General features: G+C 54.0%; 14 protein-coding genes. 7 read left to right on the forward strand and 7 right to left on the reverse strand.

Features of this window, described 5'->3' with window-relative positions; genetic code table 11:
- Nucleotides 1–31: 31 nt before the first annotated feature.
- Complete coding sequence (locus AB1611_14940) at nucleotides 32–730, reverse strand: GTP-binding protein (GenBank protein MEW6380887.1); 699 nt, start codon at nucleotides 728–730, stop codon at nucleotides 32–34.
- Nucleotides 731–779: 49 nt separating this feature from the next.
- A complete protein-coding gene (locus AB1611_14945; GenBank protein ID MEW6380888.1) occupies nucleotides 780–1,586 on the reverse strand; it encodes an ATP-binding cassette domain-containing protein in 807 nt (268 codons plus the stop codon).
- A gap of 225 nt (nucleotides 1,587–1,811) precedes the next feature.
- On the opposite strand from AB1611_14945, the gene AB1611_14950 reads away from it, so the two are divergent.
- Complete coding sequence (locus tag AB1611_14950; GenBank protein MEW6380889.1) at nucleotides 1,812–2,375, forward strand: uracil-DNA glycosylase; 564 nt, start codon at nucleotides 1,812–1,814, stop codon at nucleotides 2,373–2,375.
- Nucleotides 2,376–2,442: 67 nt separating this feature from the next.
- Here the strand turns inward: AB1611_14950 and AB1611_14955 are convergent, their stop codons facing one another.
- On the reverse strand, nucleotides 2,443–2,808 hold the full coding sequence (locus AB1611_14955; GenBank protein ID MEW6380890.1) for a hypothetical protein: 366 nt from the start codon (nucleotides 2,806–2,808) through the stop codon (nucleotides 2,443–2,445).
- 94 nt (nucleotides 2,809–2,902) lie between these two features.
- On the opposite strand from AB1611_14955, the gene glgA reads away from it, so the two are divergent.
- Nucleotides 2,903–4,123 (forward strand): glycogen synthase, encoded by a 1,221-nt coding sequence (gene glgA, locus AB1611_14960; protein MEW6380891.1) that lies wholly within the window; start codon nucleotides 2,903–2,905, stop codon nucleotides 4,121–4,123.
- A 140-nt stretch (nucleotides 4,124–4,263) separates the two neighbouring features.
- Here glgA and AB1611_14965 read toward each other — a convergent pair whose 3' ends face one another.
- Both AB1611_14965 and AB1611_14970 read right to left on the reverse strand, forming a co-directional pair.
- On the reverse strand, nucleotides 4,264–5,154 hold the full coding sequence (locus AB1611_14965) for an NAD(P)/FAD-dependent oxidoreductase (protein MEW6380892.1): 891 nt from the start codon (nucleotides 5,152–5,154) through the stop codon (nucleotides 4,264–4,266).
- A 2-nt stretch (nucleotides 5,155–5,156) separates the two neighbouring features.
- Nucleotides 5,157–5,789, reverse strand: coding sequence for a thioredoxin family protein (locus tag AB1611_14970; protein ID MEW6380893.1), 633 nt, complete (start codon nucleotides 5,787–5,789; stop codon nucleotides 5,157–5,159).
- A 403-nt stretch (nucleotides 5,790–6,192) separates the two neighbouring features.
- Between AB1611_14970 and AB1611_14975 the strand changes: the two genes are divergently transcribed.
- The 5 genes from AB1611_14975 (at nucleotide 6,193) to AB1611_14995 (ending at nucleotide 17,875) form a co-directional block, all read left to right on the forward strand.
- Nucleotides 6,193–10,836 (forward strand): carboxypeptidase regulatory-like domain-containing protein, encoded by a 4,644-nt coding sequence (locus AB1611_14975; GenBank protein ID MEW6380894.1) that lies wholly within the window; start codon nucleotides 6,193–6,195, stop codon nucleotides 10,834–10,836.
- A gap of 31 nt (nucleotides 10,837–10,867) precedes the next feature.
- A complete protein-coding gene (locus tag AB1611_14980; GenBank protein ID MEW6380895.1) occupies nucleotides 10,868–15,820 on the forward strand; it encodes a hypothetical protein in 4,953 nt (1,650 codons plus the stop codon).
- Nucleotides 15,821–16,596: 776 nt separating this feature from the next.
- Nucleotides 16,597–16,746: a hypothetical protein gene (locus tag AB1611_14985; protein ID MEW6380896.1), complete on the forward strand. Its 150-nt coding sequence runs from the start codon at nucleotides 16,597–16,599 to the stop codon at nucleotides 16,744–16,746.
- Nucleotides 16,747–16,761: 15 nt separating this feature from the next.
- Nucleotides 16,762–17,415 (forward strand): FlgO family outer membrane protein, encoded by a 654-nt coding sequence (locus AB1611_14990; GenBank protein MEW6380897.1) that lies wholly within the window; start codon nucleotides 16,762–16,764, stop codon nucleotides 17,413–17,415.
- A 31-nt stretch (nucleotides 17,416–17,446) separates the two neighbouring features.
- Nucleotides 17,447–17,875, forward strand: a complete 429-nt coding sequence (locus AB1611_14995) for a hypothetical protein (GenBank protein MEW6380898.1) — start codon at nucleotides 17,447–17,449, stop codon at nucleotides 17,873–17,875.
- Here AB1611_14995 and AB1611_15000 read toward each other — a convergent pair.
- The gene (locus AB1611_15000; protein MEW6380899.1) at nucleotides 17,865–17,999 is read right to left on the reverse strand and encodes a hypothetical protein; all 135 of its coding nucleotides are present in this window, start codon (nucleotides 17,997–17,999) and stop codon (nucleotides 17,865–17,867) included. The two genes, AB1611_14995 and AB1611_15000, sit on opposite strands and share 11 nt — an antisense overlap.
- Nucleotides 17,989–18,861: a hypothetical protein gene (locus AB1611_15005; GenBank protein ID MEW6380900.1), complete on the reverse strand. Its 873-nt coding sequence runs from the start codon at nucleotides 18,859–18,861 to the stop codon at nucleotides 17,989–17,991. Before AB1611_15005 ends, AB1611_15000 begins: the two co-directional genes overlap by 11 nt.
- Nucleotides 18,862–18,899: the final 38 nt, after the last annotated feature.

Consider the following 18,899-nt stretch of genomic DNA (forward strand, 5'->3'; position numbering starts at 1 on the left):
CTCCTCTCATTATCCCGGCAACTCTGTTCAGCTATTCTCCCCGGTAAAATATATCCGATTCCAGAGGCCGCAATACCCCGAAGTGGGCCTCTTTCCCGATATCCTTTTTGCCCACACAGATCGTGCAGGTCCCTACCGGAGGATTTCCTCTCAGGAAGGAAGGCTCCCTCACTTCTTCCATTCTCTCTATCCTCCTCACTATATGGTCGATATTGATGCCATGCAGGGCATCGGTTTCGATCACGGTCACACCCGCCGTATCATTGATGTTGGCTCTGAACACTTCCCGCTCGGCCTGAGATACCAGGTCGATTTTGGTGACTACGGCTACATCAGCCAGCGACAGCATGGGGCCGATCTTCCTGGGCAGGTTTACGCCGCTGGTCGATTCCAGAACAACCATGCCCATTGAGCTTTCGATGTAAGGCGAACACCTCAGGCACAGGCCCGCCGTCTCCACAAAGAGCATCTCGGCCCCGGTTTGCTCAGCCCACCGCAGGGCATCCCCAAGGACCACCACATTGCAGTGGTCCGGGCATAAATCCCCTGAATAGACCTTTCTGGCAGGGATTCCATACTCCAGAGCGAATATCTCATCCTCGTCAGCGAACTGGACATCGATTTTTAAATAAGCCAGCTTATGTCCCCTGGCAAGAAGCCTTCTGATCACCTGCTTCAAGACGGTTGTTTTCCCACTCGTGGGTGGTCCGGCACAGATAATGGCTTTCATGGTTTATTCTCCTTTATTCTCCTTCATTCTCCTTTACGTTCACCATAAATCAGGCGATATATCCTAATGCCCGCAGCCGCTCCTGCAGGTCTCTTTCCTCAAGGCGGCTTCCCGCCCGTATTTGTGTCCTGAATCCGAGCAGAAGATCATCGAGCTTTTTGATCTCCTCGGCGACCCGTCTCTCTTCATCTCCGGTGGTAATCAGGTCCTGCATGGCGCCGGCTTTCATGACGATTCGAAAATCAGAAAGAAGGGTGATTCTGGGATCATGGGTGACGAAAATAAAAATCTTTTTATACTGTTTGAGGAGCTCCAGAGCCTTGGTCCGGTGAATACCGGCATTTTCGATTTCATCGAGCAGGATAATCGGTGAATTTCCGATAATGACCGCATCAGCTATCAGCAAAGCCCTGGTTTGCCCGCCAGAGAGCTCGGTCATGGCGCTATCCATGATAATCGGCTCTCCGGTGAGCAAATTGGCAAATTCCAGGGTCTCCTGGATGGTGGATGAAGGCGAGGAGCCGCTTTGCCGTATTCGTACATGGATATCGAGAAACCGCTGCACGGGGAGATCCGAAAGGAAATTGGTGTGCTGGGTAATCAGGGCAATCGGATTCCTGGATGGATCTTCCATGTACGATTCGGGAGGAACATCACCATTGATGAGTATTTTCCGATGAGAAGGCGTATTCCGATTGGCAAAAAGAGCGATATCGTTGATCAGAGTTGTCTTCCCCGATCCTGTAGGCCCCACGATACTTACCACATTGCCCATCGAAAGTGTTACCTGTTCGACTTTATCCCTCTGGCCGGTTTTCCCCTGGCCGCCGATAATGGTAATTTTTTCTATGTCCATACGATAATCTCCTTTTCTCATCCATTCACTGATAAAATCGCATCGCTACACTCTTATAGCACTCTGATCGGAGTGTCAGGAAAGAAAATACTATTGCCATGTGACCGAAGGTAGTTTAATTCGAGGAAAAGGTCGAATTAAGTGGTCAGTGAGGGAAGTGGCCAGTGGCCAGTGGTCAGTGGCCACTGGTCAGTAAAGACAAGGTACTGCTGATAACCTCTAAAAATGGGGATTTCTGGTGAGCTTATGCAGAAGCTGGCAGACCGAATCAAGTCCTGTGACTATTGCCAACTGAGCGGCGGCAGGCCGGTTCCAGGTGAAGGTAATCTGGAGGCAGATATCATGTTCATTGGAGAAGCACCGGGCAGGCAGGAAGAACTGGCAGGCCGTCCCTTTGTAGGAGCAGCCGGGAAACTGCTCAACCAGCTTCTGAACGGTATCGGCCTGAAGCGGGAGGATGTCTATATTACCAATGTAATTAAGTGCCGCCCCCCGGAAAACCGCGATCCGCTTCCAGAAGAAATAGAAGCATGCAGAGGGTGGCTTGATGAGCAGATAAAACTGGTTAGACCCAGGCTAATTGTACTTCTTGGGCGGCATGCCTTGAATCGCTTCCTGCCAGGGTTGAAAATATCGAAAGTTCACGGACAGCCTCATCAGCAGGAATTGGCCGGTCTTGGATCGTTTATCTTTTTCCCCATATACCATCCGGCTGCCGCCCTCTATAACAGGGCCATGCGAGAGCCGCTGGAGGAGGATTTCAGAAAAATACCGGGCCTTTTGGCTTGACAAGGTTATCATTTGGGGAGAGGGCCGGGGTGAGGGGCTTATTGGTTAGTAGCATAAGGTAATGACATTAGATTGAATGGCACTTACAGAAGCCAAGTTGGAGCTCATCCACCGCGGCGGCAGCCGCTTTGGACTGCGGTGGCACGACACCGCTTTCCTCGTCGTGGGTATGCCAGGCAGGTGATGTGCCGGGATTGGCGGTAGTATACGAGGATGTTTGGTATTGTGGTATGTCAGAAGGTGCACCTTTGCAGTGAGCACTGCAAAGGTGCTTCCGCAACGGCAGTATTGAGCCATCCGCAAGGAAAGTGGCCGCCGGATTATCGTCAGTCCAGGAGAAGGAAATATGAGAAGGATTGACCATGTCCTTCAGGTGTTCTTTCCCTGAGTTGCTTTTCCGGGAAAAAGCCAGATCAGCAGATCCCTTTGACAATAAATCCCTTTGACAATCTCGGTCAATACCTTTACAATAGGCTCCAATTATTGATTCAACAGATTGATTCACAAGGATATTTTAAGGAGTTTTCATGAAAATTGCCATTCTAACGAATGAGTATCCTCCTTATGTCTACGGAGGGGCCGGAGTTCACGTACAGTATCTTTCCCGGGAGTTGGCTGAGCTTGAGGAAAAAAGGCACACGGTCAGGGTCCTTTGCTTCGGGGATCAAAAGAAGCATGTCGAAAACATGATTGTGGAAGGGTTTCAGCCATCCTGGGATGTCCCCCTTCAGGATCCTCGCCATAAAAGGTTGATGGATACTCTCCTGAAAGACATGGTCATGACCGGATCGTTGCCTGAAGCGGACATCGTTCACTGTCACACCTGGTATACTCATTTTGCAGGCTGCCTGGCCAAGCAGCTCTTCAATGTTCCGCTGGTTCTTACCACGCATTCTCTCGAGCCCCACCGGCCCTGGAAAGAGGAGCAGATGGGCTCGGCTTACAAAGTCAGCACCTGGCTGGAGCACAACGCCTATCGGATCGCCGACGGGGTCATTGCCGTGTCCCAGGCCATGAGGAGGGACGTCCATGAGCTTTATCAGGTCCCCTGGGACAAGATTCAGGTCATTCCGAATGGCATCGATCCGGATCAGTATAAGCCCGCTCCTGATCCGGCTGTGCTTGCCGCTTATCAAATCAATCCTGAACAGCCATTTATTCTCTTTGTAGGCCGGATCACCCGGCAGAAAGGCATTGTTCATCTGGTCCGGGCAATCCAATATCTTAAGCCGGGCATCCAGGTGGTACTCTGTGCCGGTGCTCCTGACACCGAGGAAATCGGCCGTGAAATGACTCAGGCAGTCGAAGCGGCGCGATCGCAGACCCGGAACAGAATTATCTGGATACCGCAGGTGCTTGCGGTTGATCAGGTTATCAGCCTCTATACGCATGCGGCGATCTTTGTCTGCCCATCGGTTTATGAGCCGTTCGGAATTATCAACCTCGAGGCCATGGCCTGCGCAACTCCGGTTGTCGCTTCTAGCGTGGGTGGAATCACCGAAGTGGTCGTTCATGAAGAAACCGGCCTCCTGGTGCCCTTTGAGCCCCGGGATCCCGGTGACTGGGAGCCGCAGGATGCGGACAAATACTCGCAGGATCTTGCTTCTGCGGTCAACAGGCTTCTGTCCTCGCCGGAAAAAATTAGCCGGATGGGAGAGAATGCCAGAGCCAGAGTGGAGAAATACTTTAGCTGGAAGAGCGTGGCCAGCCGGACCCTGGAATTTTACCGGAAGCTGATCAAGGGATGAGAGGTGACAAAACTTCCGGCCCGCAAAATAGCTTACCCATCTTGAGGATGGTAAGCCCATCCAATCCCTCCCCCCTTGAGGGCTGCATCAGTAAGATATGCACCGGGAAAAGTGCTGTAATCGGCATCCTCCTACAGCGGTCACCGTGCCTGGGTCAGGTACTTGACTGCCGAAAGGGCTGCCACCTGGCCCTCGCCTGCTGCCTTGCTGATCTGATAGGGCGGGCCGGTGCAGTCACCGGCGCAGAACAGGCCGGGGACATTGGTATGCATATCCTTATTAACCTGCACATGATGTTTATCCATAGCTACACCGGGCAGCAGACTGGCCGGGGATGCCCCCTGGCGGAAGATGAAAACTCCATCCACTTCCCGGTCATCCAGCCCCTGGGCAACGATGCGGATCCCCCGGGTTGTTCGCTCCAGTCTCTGGATACTGGCTTTGGGATAAACCTCCGGGAGTGACTCTCTGGCAGAGCAGGCATAGGTGGCATAAAAAATCACCTGTGCACCATAATCCTGCCGCAGGCTTACGGCTTCTGGTTCTCCTTCGGGAGTCTCGGCGATAACCCCCACGCTTTTTCCTGCGTACAGCAGGCCATCGCAGGTCAGGCAATAGCTCACCCCCCGGCCGAGGAGCGCTTCTTCTCCGGGTATCTTCTTTTCGTAGACAATACCCAGAGCCAGAAGCACTGCCCGTGCCCGGTAAACCTTTCCATGGCCATAAATCTGAAAGGCATAGGCATCCCGCGTAATTTGGAATACCCGCTCCCTGTGTACCGGAATCTGAAGAGCCGAAAGATGATTGACAAAGCTTTGGGCCAGCTTTTCTCCCCCGATGATTCCCAGGCCGGGGTAGTTGGCAATCCGGCCATAGCCCCTTACCTTTTCCATCGGGGGATGCTGGTCCATCAGCAGGAAATCGGCCTTATGGCCTGCGGCGGTGATGGCTGCCGAAGTCCCGGCAGGTCCGGCACCGATAATGATCAGATCGTGCTCTTCCGGGAGCAGAAATTGAGGCACGGGAGACATGATCAAGCCCGCAGGAGGTAGTCGATAAATTCCTTTTCCGGCAGTGCCCCCTCGAATTGAACCGTCTCGTTGATCACCACCTTGGGGACGCCGTAAACCTGATATTTATTGATCAGGTGGGGGAATTCACTGGCATCAATCATTTCGGCGGTAATAAACTCGTTTTCAAAGGCCAGTTGATGGGCTGTCCTGACAGCATGAAAGCAGTAAGGACAGGTGAGGGTCACCAGAACCTGAATGCGGGCAGGTTTCTTCCAGTCCTGAATCCTTTTCCTGCTTTCCGCTGACAGTCCTGAGTCACCCCGGGAGACCATCACGATCGTGTCCAGAAAAGAATTAAATTCGTAGCCGCCAGGTATTCCGTAAAACCGCAGGCCATAATCCTTCTCCCCCATGACTACGGTAGCCGGAATCATAGTAATCTGATAGCGTTCCACTTCAATCCGGTTTTTCTGGAAATCAAAAACTTCAAAATCGATCTTATCGGACAGGGAAGCAAGCTCCTCACTCAGAGTGCGGTTTTCATGGCAGAACTGGCATTCGAATTCCTGGGTAAAGGAAATAATCTTCACCTTCTCCTTCAATCCGGCAAACCGCTCCCTGACCTTATTCGTTACCTGTGAATCTAATAGCATGGGTAAAATCTCCTCATTTCGCCAGTGTGGAAGATGCCAACGCCGGTGATTATCCGGACGGCGGCTGCTGATCATTAATCGGTAGAATGTGGTCCTGCGGATTACCCACTGAGGCATTTCCCCGAAGATGTACCTGCTTATACCGATAAGAAAATCGATACCCGATCAGGTATCAGAAATCTTCAACCTCCAATTCCTGTTCCCGTTCCTGATAAATCCTGTTCATCTCAAGCTCTCAGGCAAATTTGGCAGATATCCGGGCAGATTACTGGAGAAGCGGTCATCTTCCGGAAAAAACACACCTGAGTTTCTCCCGCATATTCAGGTTTCCAATGTTATCTTATCTGAGGCGGTAATAGCTGCCCATCATTTAAACCCCTGTAAAGCGAAGGAGTCTTGGCTTATGAGGAAAAAGAAAAAAAGTGTTCTGGTCAGCCTTGTGGCCGGTTTTTCAACAGCCCTCCTGATTTATGGCTGTGGGGGGGGCGGCGGAGGCGGCGGGAGCAAAAACAGCGGCGGAGGCGGAAGCTCTCCTCAGCAGACCACCGTTACCCTGAGCGGAGAGGTCTACGATGATATTCTGGAAGGAGCGACCGTTTCAGTTTATCGGACCGATCCCAATCATCCTATCGTCCAGGCCGTGACCGATCCCAATGGAGCTTACCAGGCCCAGGTCACGGTAGACACCGGTACGGACACCGTCTATATCAGAGCCACCGGCGGGAAATTTGCCGATTCCGGCGAGGAATTCAATGGCAATCTCTATGGCGTGGCTCCGCTGAAGGATGCGGTGAATAATTCCCTGAAGGCCCATCTGAATCCTGTCACCTCCCTGCTGCGGTCCTATCTGGCCCAAACTCCGGGGACCACCATGGAAGATGCCCTGACCCGTCTGAGGGCCAGGCTGAATCAGATCGATGCCAATGCTCCGGACGATCTTGCGCGAAGTGACCTGACCCGGCTCAGCAGCGGGAACGCCCTGGTCCGGAGGGTCAGCAACCTGCTGAGTTATCAGGTAAATCAGGATGATCCGAATGTAAGCGACATTGACCGGGTGATCGGCCGCATTGCCGCTGGCTGGCTGCCCGATGCGGGCAGGCTGAGGCAGTCTCTGGAACTGGCCGAGAATGCGGTCAGGAACGGAAAAGGGGAGTTGACCGGCAAGGTAATCGATCTTTATACGGAAAACCCTGTTCAGGGAGCGACGGTCAGTATCCGGGGAACCGCCTTCCGCAGCCAGACAGATGCGGAAGGGAATTTCTTTTTCCGCAGGCTGCCCACGGGCATGGATCTGATTGTCGATGGAGAAGCTCCCGGATACGCCAGCACCCAGGAGGTGGTCGAAATCCCCTGCCTCGAGAAGAACCAGGGGGTGATTATCAAACTCAAGGCAGTCACTTCGCGGGTGCAGCTCGATCTGGATAAGGGGATTTTGGCCCGCTACAATGCACGGGCCCGGAACATGGCCGATGGCGGAATCCAGGTTTCCACGCCGGACAGCTCCGTGGTCATGACCATTCCCCTCAATGCCCTTGGCCGGATCCGGAATCATCTGTCCCGGCAGAGGCGCTATAGCGGCACTGAAGAAGATCGCATCGTCTATGTCAATATTACTCCGGTTGATCCTTCTCTTGAAATCGAAGCCTTTCCCGGAGACTTTACCACCAGCGATCCCAATGCGGCAGGAGAGAATGAGGGCAGGCAGAGAAAGCTGGAATCCGTGGTTTTGGGAGAATTCTCGTTGCAGTATGAGGATGGCACTCCGGTTACCGGCCTTGATCTGGGAGAGGGAGTGGAGATCAGGTTTCGCCTCCCCGATTCCCTCCAGAAACTGTACCGGCAAAAATATGACCAGGGAGAGCGCACCATTCCCTGGTATGCCTATGATCCGAATGACGGCATCTGGGAGCGGTCCGCTCAGCCGTCGGAGTTGATCCTGGTGGATGACACCCTGTATGCGGTGGCCAGGGCCACCCATTTCAGTTGGTGGAACGTGGACTGGCCGGTGGAAACCCACGGCTGCATTCGCGGCTGGGTGTGGCGGGACGGCCTGCCGCTGGCCGGAGCACATATCCAGGCTACCGGCATCGATTATCAGGGGCAGAGCTTTGCCATGACCGACCCGAACGGCTACTATGAAGTTACGGTCAAAAAGGATGCCTGGTCCAGGATCACTGCCCTGTTCGGTGATCATGAGGTCAGGGACCCCAACTCCATTTACGTGGATTTGCAAAAAGCCGAGGGCTGCAAGCGGGTGGATATCAATTTCCACCTGGTGAACATTTGCGGACGGGTGATCAACAGCCAGAATAACAGCGGAATTCATGGTGCCTATGTGTATGCTGATGCCGGAATCGGGAAATTCACCGATCCCAATGGGGAGTTTCATCTGATTTCTGACCCCAACAGCATCCTGAAGCTGAAAATTTCCTATACCCATAACCGGATCGATTATCGTGTCACCAGGGATGTGGAGATCCGAAGCGAGGATCTGTGTGAAGACCACAAGGTCATTATTCCCCTGAACCTGTCACCCCAATATGTGAGGGGGTTGGTGACCATTATCGAAGACGGGGTGAAAAAGCCTCTGTCGGGCAGGGAAGTCAAAATAGCCGCCAGCAATGGATTCACGACAGTGAATGACAAAAGCGGCTTCTATGAGGTTGCAGCGGAGAGGGGCACCAGTCAGCTCAATGTCACCTACCGCTACTATGCCCGAAACGGAACCTATCTGGAGCAAAATCGCACCTTTTCCTGGCCGGACCCGGACACTCTCCAGGGTGATCCGAACGTGACCTTTGAAGTGCGGCCCGCCTATATCTATGGAACCGTGACCGACCTCACGAGCGGCAGTCCGGTTGGCGATGTCCGGATATCGACCACGCTGGGCACCTATACCCTGTCTGACAGCGACACGGGAGAATATGAGCTGGAAGTACCGGCAGATGCCAGGTTCGAGGCCGTAGCCCGGCTGGTTATACCTGCGGCAGGAATCGTGGAGGAGGACCGCAGGCAGGTCGTGACCGACTTTTCCGACCAGAGCAGGATATTGGTAAACTTTACCCTGGACAGCAGAGTGGCCAGGATCGCCGGTAAGGTCACGGAGCTTGGGACCGGCAGTCCGCTGCCCTATGTTTCGGTCATCAGCGAGTACAAAAACCGCGCCACGACCGATGCCGAGGGCAACTTTACCCTGGTCGTGCCGGACAGGCAGACGGACGAGATGGTGCAGGTGGCTTTTACCTGTGACGGCTATAAACCGGAATTCCGGGAATTTCAGACTCCGGAAAACCGGGGGGACACGATCAATGTTCAGGTAGAGCTTTCCCAGCCCAATTTCCGCCCAATCATTCAGAAGGTGGATATTCAGCCCGGCCTTCGGGTCTGCTGGGGAGGGAATCCCGATTCGACCACAGTCACCCTGAATATTACCGCCCTGGATAGTAACGGGGACCACCTGACCTATCAGGTCATAGCCGAACCGGCGGCGGTGGCCAGTGATCCCAACCGCTTCACCTGGAAGGCCCCATCCATTGGTCAGCATTCGCTGACCGTGCAGGTATCGGACGGAAAACCGGAAGAAAACGGCCTGGCCACGATCCGGCTGCCGATTGAGGTGGTCGAGTGCAGCGAGAACCGGCCTCCGGTAATCCTGTATATGGTACCGAGGAAATCGGCGACCGGCACTCCCGGAGAAACGAAAGGATTTGAAGTTACAGCCTACGATCCGGATGGAGACCTTTTGAGCTACCAATGGCAGATCTTCAAAAAACCACTGGCCGATCAGGATCTCAGCTCCGGCTGGTCATTATCCAACCCAACCGGCAGGAGCACCAGCCTGACCATTCCCACTGGCCTGTTTGACGGCCTCGATGCCAGTGAGCCTATTGAATTTGCTGTCCGGGTGACCGCAACCGACAGCGGCGGCAAAAAAGCGGAAAAAGAGACATCTCTGACCGTAGTGGCCAATTATCCGCCGGTGATCAGATCCTGCAAGGTCGAACCCAACCAGTGCATCCTGGGGGACAGCGTCAAGCTGTTTGCCCTGGCTGCTGACCTTGATGGAGATAACCCGCTGGTCTATACCTGGTCCTGCAAGGATGTCACCATCGGCACCGATCCGAATATGGTCTGGACCCTGCCCGATGATCCAGACTATGTCGGCGACCTCGACATCAAGCTGACTGTCCGGGACAGTGATCCTGCTCACCCGCAGTCGGTCAGCCAAACCCTGCGGCTGGTGGTCGGGGCCAACAATGCCCCCCTGATTACAGCCATGAGCGCTGCCAAGACACAGGTTCTGCCCGATGGAGAGGTAAGCATACAGGCTGCGGTGTCTGACCCCGAAGGCAGGCCGCTCTCCTATGCATGGTCCTGCACTGCCGGAGAAATTGTAACCGGCCAGGGCTCGTACGCCATCACCTGGAAAGCTCCCCCCTCCACCGGCGACCACACCATTTCCCTCAAGGTCAGCGACGGATTGCGGGAAAGCACCAGGAGTGTCACCATCCAGGTGGCCACCCTGACCGTTGAGGCAGGGGAAAACCGGGCAGCTCTGCTGGCAGACATAACCAGCACGCCGATCGACCTGAACGGGCAGGTGGAAATCATCCCGGAAGGTGAATCCTATACCGTAAGCTGGACAATCGATCCGGCGAGCATTCCCGAAGGAGCCACCCCGGCACTGACTTCTCCCGCTGCCCTCAGTACGCAGTTCACCACGAATGCACCGGGCAGGTATCACCTCTGGCTGACCGTGACCATGACTGCCAACAGCCAGATTTCCAGGCAGGACGATCTGTGGGTGCAGGTGGATGAGCTGGCACCGCCCACGGTTTCCGGGGTGGTGAAAGACGCTCAAGGGGCGCCTGTCCCCAGGGCAGCCGTCGAGATGTACGATATCAACGGCCCCCAGGTCTGGGACCGGAAGACGGCCACCGACGATTACGGCTATTACGAATTCAGGGACGTTCCACCGGGGACCTATTACGTGATCGTCGCCCGTGATGGATATTTGCAAATGACTCGGATAGTTACTATTCCCTGATCATATCTCTTGTTCAAGAAAGGAGAACAGCATGAGAACCTGGAAAAAATCGTGGATGTTTCTACTGCCCCTGATATTCCTCCTTGGGCTGGGATGTTCCCCAAAGAGCGATCAACCCCAAAGCACGGGAGATGCACGGCAACCGCAGGAAGAGCGGGTTCTTCTGAGCGGTAAAGTCACTACCAATGGAGGTTTGAAGGAAGGAGTCTCGATTACCGCTACCAGCATCGACTATACCCCCGCTGCCCTTGAATCAGGCGCATCCGGGCCATATACCACCCAAACCGACAGGGAGGGGCAATACAGTATGCTCCTGCCCGCAGGTACGTATAATGTGATGGCCTCCGGAGAGGGGCTCCAGAGGTCGCTCCGGAGCAAAGTGCGGCTTTTGGACGGAACCACTACCCTGGATTTCGTCCTGACAGCCACCGGGGATCTGACAGGACGGATCACCTATCATACCAGCCCGCAGGAAGGAATTGTGGCCTTCCTGTACGGGACGCAATTCATGGCTGTCACCGATCAAAGCGGAAATTTTACGATCAGGGGAATTCCCATCGGCACCTATCAACTGGGTATCATAGTTCCGGACGATAGTGAAGGTGGCGGGCCTTTTCCTCTGGCCGGACTGGTGTCGATCGATGCCGGATCGACCAGGAACATGGGGACCATCGAGGGAACCGATATCGAGCAGTTTGCCTCCGTCGATTATGTGAGCCCGGATAAACTCGAGGCGAGCCATGACCCCGATCATCCGATCCTTATCAATCGCCATGAGCTGTTCAGTCAATGCGAGTATCGGCACGAGGGACTTATGGTGAAATTCAACCGGGAAATGGATGCTCACTCGGTCGAGGGAGCAATCCAGATCGATGTCCCGGAAACATTTGCTGCCCGAAACATTCACTGGGTGTACGAGTGGGGATATTATCAGTATGAAAGGGAGCAATACCACGACTATTACAATGGCAGCTCTTATCCTGGCCCCATTGAGCTGCGTTTTCATCCCTCACCCTGCCACCTGACCATTACGCCCAGGGACGAGAACGATAAGCCCGCTTTCCTGAAGATGCCGGTTGGAAAGTATGTCGTTCGCATTGCCCAAGCGGCAAAGGATAAATATGGCAATACCCTGTATCGCCCCTATACCTATTCATTCGAGATACAGGAAATGATACGCTGGGCAGTCAATGGCCGGTTTCTTCCCGACGGGGCTGCCGGAATCGATGCCGCAGGAGGCATCATGGCCCGGTTCAGCAACCTGATTGACCATGATTCAGTAAATCTATCTACAGATCTTACTATCTCTCCGGAACTGACAGGCAAAGAGGTTTCCTGGTATAAAGACGGTATCCTTGTCCGCGGGCAGTTTGCCGAGGGAACTGAATACACCATCGGATTAGGATCAGAATCAGCGCCGGTCAGGACTATCTATGGTGATCCGGTCATCGACCCCGCCGATCCGGGTGCTCAAACGCTCAACATCCGGTTCACCACCGCCGCTCCCAAGGTTGCCGCCATGATGCCCAGGCATGACAGTCAGGGATATGGCATCCATGAGCCGGTGACCCTGGTTTTCAACACCATAACCGACCGCGATTCCGTGGAGAAGCATATCCACGTGTATAACGATACCGATGGTACCGAGATTCCTGCCTGGCAGGGTGATAACAGCCCTTCACCGGCATTCAGGCTGGACTGGGTGGAGCCGGAGGTAGAGGGGGAGACGGATTGGTATAATTATAATTACGATTCCTGCTGCAGTGATTACGAAGGCTGCGAAGACTGCAAACAGGATCAGGAAAACAGCCAGAGTGCCTGCCCAAGAGGGGTTGGCGATCATCTCATCATCCTCTTCCCCCGGCAGTATGACCACGTCTACCGGGTCGAGGTGGATGGCGATGCCCTCTCCTCACGGGGCAGCAACATTGCGGCCTTCTCCGGCTCGTTCCGGACCAGAATCCCCCGCCTGGTGGAGCAGAGCATAGGAGATGGGGAGACCCTGCACGACTGGGGTATGGAGAATATCTGGCTGAGGTACAACACCGGAATCGATATTTCCGGAGCCGATATAGTCCTGACGACCGCGGATGGGGAAACGATTCCACGGCAGATCAAAACCTGGAACAATAATGAGCTTCAGATCATTCCCCAGAGACTGCCTCAGAATACCAGCTTTACCCTCACCCTGCAAAACATCAAGGCCGATGACGGCACGGCGATCCCGGACAAGATTCTTCAATTCTCCACGCCGAATCTGACGATGGTGGATTCCGAGCCGTGCAACGGCCAGATAAACTACCTGCTGGAGCCCGATGGCAGCAATTTCTTTGTCACCATCAGGTTCAGCGGTTCTCTGACCGAAGATATGAAACAGGCCATCGAGAACAGCACCGAGATCATCGGCCGCTACTATGGCCCGGATGTGGACCCTGCCAGTGTACCCCAGAACTATCCGCTGCCGATGTTTGTCTGGTGTACCTGGAAATTCGGCTGGAGCCAGTTGCGGATAGCCTTTACCATGGACCCCTGCGCCAACTACCGGGTCCACTGGAACACCGATCCTGCCACCAATGCCATTCTGTACGATGATGACCTGAATCCTGAAACCGCAGCCGTTCCCTTCCTGCGTCCGAATCAGGATATTGTCTTTACCACCGCCTGCCCGGCAGATGGGCCGATGCTGCCGAAATTATTATACCGCACCGATCCGCCGGAGGGCAGCACGGAGGTGAGCCTGGATTCTGATGTCAGTCTCTATTTTGCCTTGCCAAACCTTGGCCCTGCATGGTGGAATAATTCCGGCAAAGTTTCCCTTGAAGTCTGGGCTGGCGGGAATCGGCTGGCAGATAGTGATTTTACAGTCACTTCTGTGTTCTGGATCTATGATTGCCCGAATGGGCATAGTGATTCAATGGGCAACTGGATTTGCGATGGATCATCGTCCCAGCCTGGCAGTCGTATTACTTTCTCCTTCAACCGCTTGCAGCCATCTACCACCTATCAGATCAAGGTTACGGATGTCTATATAGATCCGTGCTATTCATACTATGACAATGGTACGCAGTATTCCGCTGATAACCTGCCGCCACTCGAATGGAATATCCCCTATACCTATACCTTTACCACGGAGCCGTCCAGGATCAGAGTGGAAGTGGACAACAGGGCTGGAATACTGACCTTCTTTGCCGATTCGGATTACTTCAAGATTTCGGACCTGGAGGATCCGAGTATCATATTACTCCAGCCGGATCTGCGCACAGGCGGTCAGTGGGAAGTTTTCACCGATCAGCCCGATTCAGGCTATGCCAATAAGGCGGTACTGCATTACCGTCCGGTTCAGTATGCCCTGATCAAGATTCAGGCTCTGAAGGCTCTGGACCGCTGGACTCCGGAGACCACCGGAGAGGGAACGGAAACGGTGACTGTCTGGAACCTGGCTGGCACGTATGCCAATACTCCCGGCAAATGGGTCTTCCCCGTCAGCCCGGATATTACCCTTCCCAAGCTGGAAAGAGTCGAGCCGGTAAATGAACATCCTGGATATATCCGGCTGTTCTTCAATGTAGATATGGATTCTGAAACTGCGATGGATATCAGCCATTACCGGATTACCTGGGTGGGTGAGGGCGATGTGACCTCGGAACTGGAAGTTCTCAAGGTTCTGGATTATCAATGCCTGGAAAGCAACAACTGGGATCCCAATAAGTGCGATCCTGCCTCCGGACCGCCCGTCATGTGCAGTGAGGGGCAGATAGTGCTGAAGACCGCCGGGCAGGACTTTGTTGAGTATACCCTGCAGGTGACCGGAGTGAAGAAGTATACCCGCAATTATGAGATTCTGCCGGAAAATGGAATTGCCACGTTCCCCGGAAAGCCGGATACCGGTCAGGTAGTGGATGCCTGTGCTCTTGAAACCGTCCACGACATCCGCAATACCAATATCAATGGCTGGGACTGGTATAACTGGATGGTACGGGCCAAAAAGTTCGCCATCCGGTTCAATAAATCTATGAATCCGGACGCGACCCGGATAGGGGAAGAGATAACGATCACTCCCCGCTATTCGACGGGGAGCGTCCCCAACTGGATTGAACAGGACTGGTATGATAGCGATACCATCACGGTGATTACCCATTACTATGAGGGGATTTCCTCCAACAATCCTCCTGCTGAGTTTGATATTACGGTAACTGAAAACTGCAAGAATGCCGATGGACACCCTCTGACCAATACCCCTGTCTCTTTCGATAGGAATGCCCCTGATCCGGATATGGTCAATCCAATCGTATCGCTTGCCCTTGACAGCACAACTGATCCGGCTAACCCTGTGGCCAGGGTCATGGTTGACTATTCTTCTCAACCCGGCGTCCCTGAAGAGCTGGCAAGTTTAGCGGGAAACTACCGGCTGGTTGATCCCGACCTGGTCACTGCTCCTGAGGGAGAACCCAATGGAGCTTTGGATTGCGCGGGGAACCTGGTAACCGTAGACTTTGTGGACACCACTAACTGGCCAAACTGCACCCTTACTCTCAGCAAGCCTCCGGCCAAGCCGAACGTGATCTTGGTCTATTCGGGAATTCCCAAACCCTCGGTGCCAGCATGGTTCCCGATAGAAGCGCTGAAGGATGTAGGATATTCGCGGACTTCGTATCTACCTCCTGACTGTAATCCCCAGCCTGCCGACAATCCTCCGACAGTCTCGATATCATCGCCATCGGATCTTCAACCCTATAGCCCTGCTGATATCATCACGTTTGCAGCTATCGTTTTCGATCCCGATCCTCAAGATGCATCTTTCCCTCCAGAGAGGATTGTCTGGACAGATATGAGTGAGCCGATTGGAACAGGAATGTCCTTTGACACTACCTTGCAGGAAGGAACTCATCCAATAACCGTAACGGTAACGGACAGTACAGGTAATGTGGAAAGTGCAAGTGTGACCATCACGGTCCAGAGTTCCAATCCACCACCAACCCCCTAACCGTCCCAGTAAGGAGCCGGTGGCGGCTCCTTACTATACTATTGGCCGGAGGTGGATCAATTTTAAACTGATTCGTTATGTAGTCCGGAAAGAGGGGACAACCCCTCTTTCCGGACGTATCATTGATGAATCGGGATGAACAATCATGAAGCTCTTCTTGCCTGACAAATTAAAAACCCCGGCGATATCTCAAATAATTGACAGATACCATGCTTCATGGTAATTATGGGATCATGATTGGGGGGAATAGCACTTATAGAATGAACCATGTGGTTAACCCTGGGAGGGATAAGGACCGTAGCGGTAGCTACTTTGGAGTGCGGACGCAAGAGGCCGCTTTCCTGGCACACCGCATACCCCGGCATGCCGCACGCCAAGGAAAGCGGTGTCGTGCCACCGCAGTCCAAAGCGGCTACCGCCGCAGTTGCAGTTGATATTAACTTGACAATGTTACATTACTCATTGACTGTTTAAAATTATGATCTTACCCTTGAGGAAGAGAGTAGCGATTTTCTCCCTTACCCTCTTTGAGGGCAGCTTTTCTCCCTCGCCCCTCTGGGGAGAGGGCCGGGGTGAGGGGCTATTTTGGTTAGTAGCATAAAGTTAATACCACTGACTTTGAGGTGAGGAGCCCCCGATGGGCTCCCTGTATGACAGATGAGGGACCAGAATGGTTGCCGTATCAGACACCCCCTCACCCTAACCCTCTCCCCCTCAAAGGGGGCGAGGGAGAAAAGCTGCCCCGGAGTAAGGAGAAAGAAAAGGAAGGGGTATCCTTGAACCAATACATCCTATTTTTTCTCAGCCGGGCTGTTACTGAAGAAGACATTGAAGGCCAGCGTGCTCAATTCGAGGCCATGCGTACACGATATCCGGTCAAGGATGCAGAAGAAGCCCTCCAGAATCTCCTGAAGCAGAGGGATTAACAAGAGAGAAAACCGATGCGGCGATTAAAATCATGCTTCTTTTTCCTAACGGCCCTCTCCCTCGTCCTCTTCCTCTTGCCGGGGTGCTCTTCCCTTCCCACTACCATACCCACCATGGCCCGGCCTTTCCCGGATGCTCATGGCTCCGCGCTTCTGGATACGCTGGTGCATGACATCACCAGCGAGCTTTCAACCGTCTCTCCGGAGGAATTCTCTCCTGACAAACGGCTCCTGATCGCCACGTTTGTGGATTTGAACGACCTGCGGAAGACTTCGGCCTTTGGCCGCCTTCTTTCGGAGCGGCTGATGACTTCCATGGGTGATCTTGGCTTTACGGTCATCGAGATCCGGAGGGGGGGCAGTGTCTATGTAATCGACAATGAAGGTGAAATGGTTTTAACCAGGAATGTCAGGGAGATTCCTGACACTATTCATGCCGGAGCAGTCATCTACGGGACCTATCTGGTATCGGAGCGGGAAGTTTTGGTAACTGCCAGAATCGCCCGGTCTTCGGACTTTCGGATCTTGAAGAGCTGGAACGGAAGGGTTTCCAGGACTGCCTTTATCGCCGGGCTCCTTGAAGATGACAACCGGCAGCCCGATGGGACTGATGGGCCTGGTGAGATAGATGATGAGATAGAGGTATATGAGCATCTACCGGCAGAATAGCTTTTCTTTGAAGGGGGGTGTGCTCTGAGGGATGGGGAAAAAGGGTCTGGCTCTTCTGGCTGTCGTCAATTTCTGGCTTGTTGTATCAGGATGCTTCGCTCTGCGCAGGGAGGCGGGCGGAGGAAGGGGCTTTCGATCGAATATCAATCTCATTGTCGCTCCCCGCAAGTCTTCCAGCCGGGGGGTGAAGGCTGCATTGGCTTTCTCCGCACCCATGCCGTATCCTTCTGCGGTCCTTGCTTCGGAATGCATGGCCATCTTCCAGAGGGCTTTTGTGGAGCAGAGAGTGTTCAAGGTCATCACGCGGTTTTCCGCTCAGGGCGAGCCGGTGGAAGCTCTCATGGAGCTGGCCAGAGAAAAGGGGTTCGATTTTCTGGTGCAGGGAACGGTGACGGATTTTTTTTTGCCCAGGGGGCCGAGACATCCCGGGTTGCGGTTTCCCTCAAAGTCTACAACCTGAAAACCCGGGCCACCATCTGGTATCTTGACTGCCTGGCCAGGGGTTCCGGGCGTGAGGAGATGGATTGGATATTCTGGAAAAGTCCGGCCCACGAGCCGCCACCTCCTGATGCCTTATTGGCCATGCTGGCCCGGGATGTAGCCAGACTTATGGCCACACGAGGAAGGGACGGAAAGAAGAAGCTGCGGAAATGGTCGAGAGCTGAGCAGCAAAGACCGGATAAAGCAAAATCCCTCCCCTACCTTCTCCTTCTCTTTCACCTGCTGGATATCGCTTGTCCTGGTGACGGTAATGGCCGAGTAGCCGGTCGGGGTGCCGCTCTCGTTGGCCAGCCTGAAAACAAAGCGGTTTTCTCCTTCCCGGAGGCTGCTTTGATACCCGACCGTGGACTGGCCGCTATACGATGGCAAAAGGGCATTATTGATGGTCAGGGTCGATCCGCGGGCAGGCTGATCCATCTGCAGAACAATGTGGATGGTATCTTCCGTGGTGGTATAGGTAGTGCTGTCGGCGACAGGCTCGACAATGCGCATGATCCCGGTGTAAATGGCCAGCAGGCCGTCGCGGTCAATTTCCTGCCCGGATTCGTCAACCGCCTGATATTCGATCGGGTTCTCTCCCAGGCTCAATTCAACCGAATCGGTCCAGGGAAGGTTGACAAGACCGGAAGAAGGATGATCGCCGGACTGAAAAGGGATTTCGGTTCTATTTCGGTAAATCCTTCGGGTGGTAAAGGGGGTTTCTCCTTCAACCATGAGGGCAGGTGTCTGGAGAATCAGGACCTTTTCAACCGGGTTGTCGATCCGGAACCTGGCCAGCGATGGATCGACCAGGTATACCTTCAGAAAGTCCAGGCCGATCAGCTCACCCGAAGCATCATAGGCCATGATGTAAAAGTCGTTTTCCCATCCCGCCAGATCGACCTCCTGCTCCCAGACAGGGCTGCCTGCTGTATAGCCAGTCAGGCTCCGGCCATTGATCTTCACTGCCGAGGGCTGCGGTTCTTCCGGGGTCGGGAGAACGG

The sequence above is a fragment of the bacterium genome, assembly GCA_040755755.1.
Taxonomy (GTDB): domain Bacteria; phylum SZUA-182; class SZUA-182; order DTGQ01; family DTGQ01; genus DTGQ01.

Bases quoted from the DNA above. Each gene is read 5' to 3' on its own strand.
- AB1611_14975 (MEW6380894.1), top strand. From the start codon at position 6,193: ATGAGGAAAAAGAAAAAAAGTGTTCTGGTCAGCCTTGTGGCCGGTTTT.
- AB1611_14980 (MEW6380895.1), top strand. From the start codon at position 10,868: ATGAGAACCTGGAAAAAATCGTGGATGTTTCTACTGCCCCTGATATTC.
- AB1611_14995 (MEW6380898.1), top strand. From the start codon at position 17,447: ATGGGGAAAAAGGGTCTGGCTCTTCTGGCTGTCGTCAATTTCTGGCTT.
- AB1611_14965 (MEW6380892.1), bottom strand. From the start codon at position 5,154: ATGTCTCCCGTGCCTCAATTTCTGCTCCCGGAAGAGCACGATCTGATC.
- AB1611_14970 (MEW6380893.1), bottom strand. From the start codon at position 5,789: ATGCTATTAGATTCACAGGTAACGAATAAGGTCAGGGAGCGGTTTGCC.
- AB1611_14990 (MEW6380897.1), top strand. From the start codon at position 16,762: ATGCGGCGATTAAAATCATGCTTCTTTTTCCTAACGGCCCTCTCCCTC.
- AB1611_14950 (MEW6380889.1), top strand. From the start codon at position 1,812: ATGGGGATTTCTGGTGAGCTTATGCAGAAGCTGGCAGACCGAATCAAG.
- glgA (MEW6380891.1), top strand. From the start codon at position 2,903: ATGAAAATTGCCATTCTAACGAATGAGTATCCTCCTTATGTCTACGGA.
- AB1611_14940 (MEW6380887.1), bottom strand. From the start codon at position 730: ATGAAAGCCATTATCTGTGCCGGACCACCCACGAGTGGGAAAACAACC.
- AB1611_14945 (MEW6380888.1), bottom strand. From the start codon at position 1,586: ATGGACATAGAAAAAATTACCATTATCGGCGGCCAGGGGAAAACCGGC.
- AB1611_15000 (MEW6380899.1), bottom strand. From the start codon at position 17,999: ATGGCCAATAAGGCATCAGGAGGTGGCGGCTCGTGGGCCGGACTTTTC.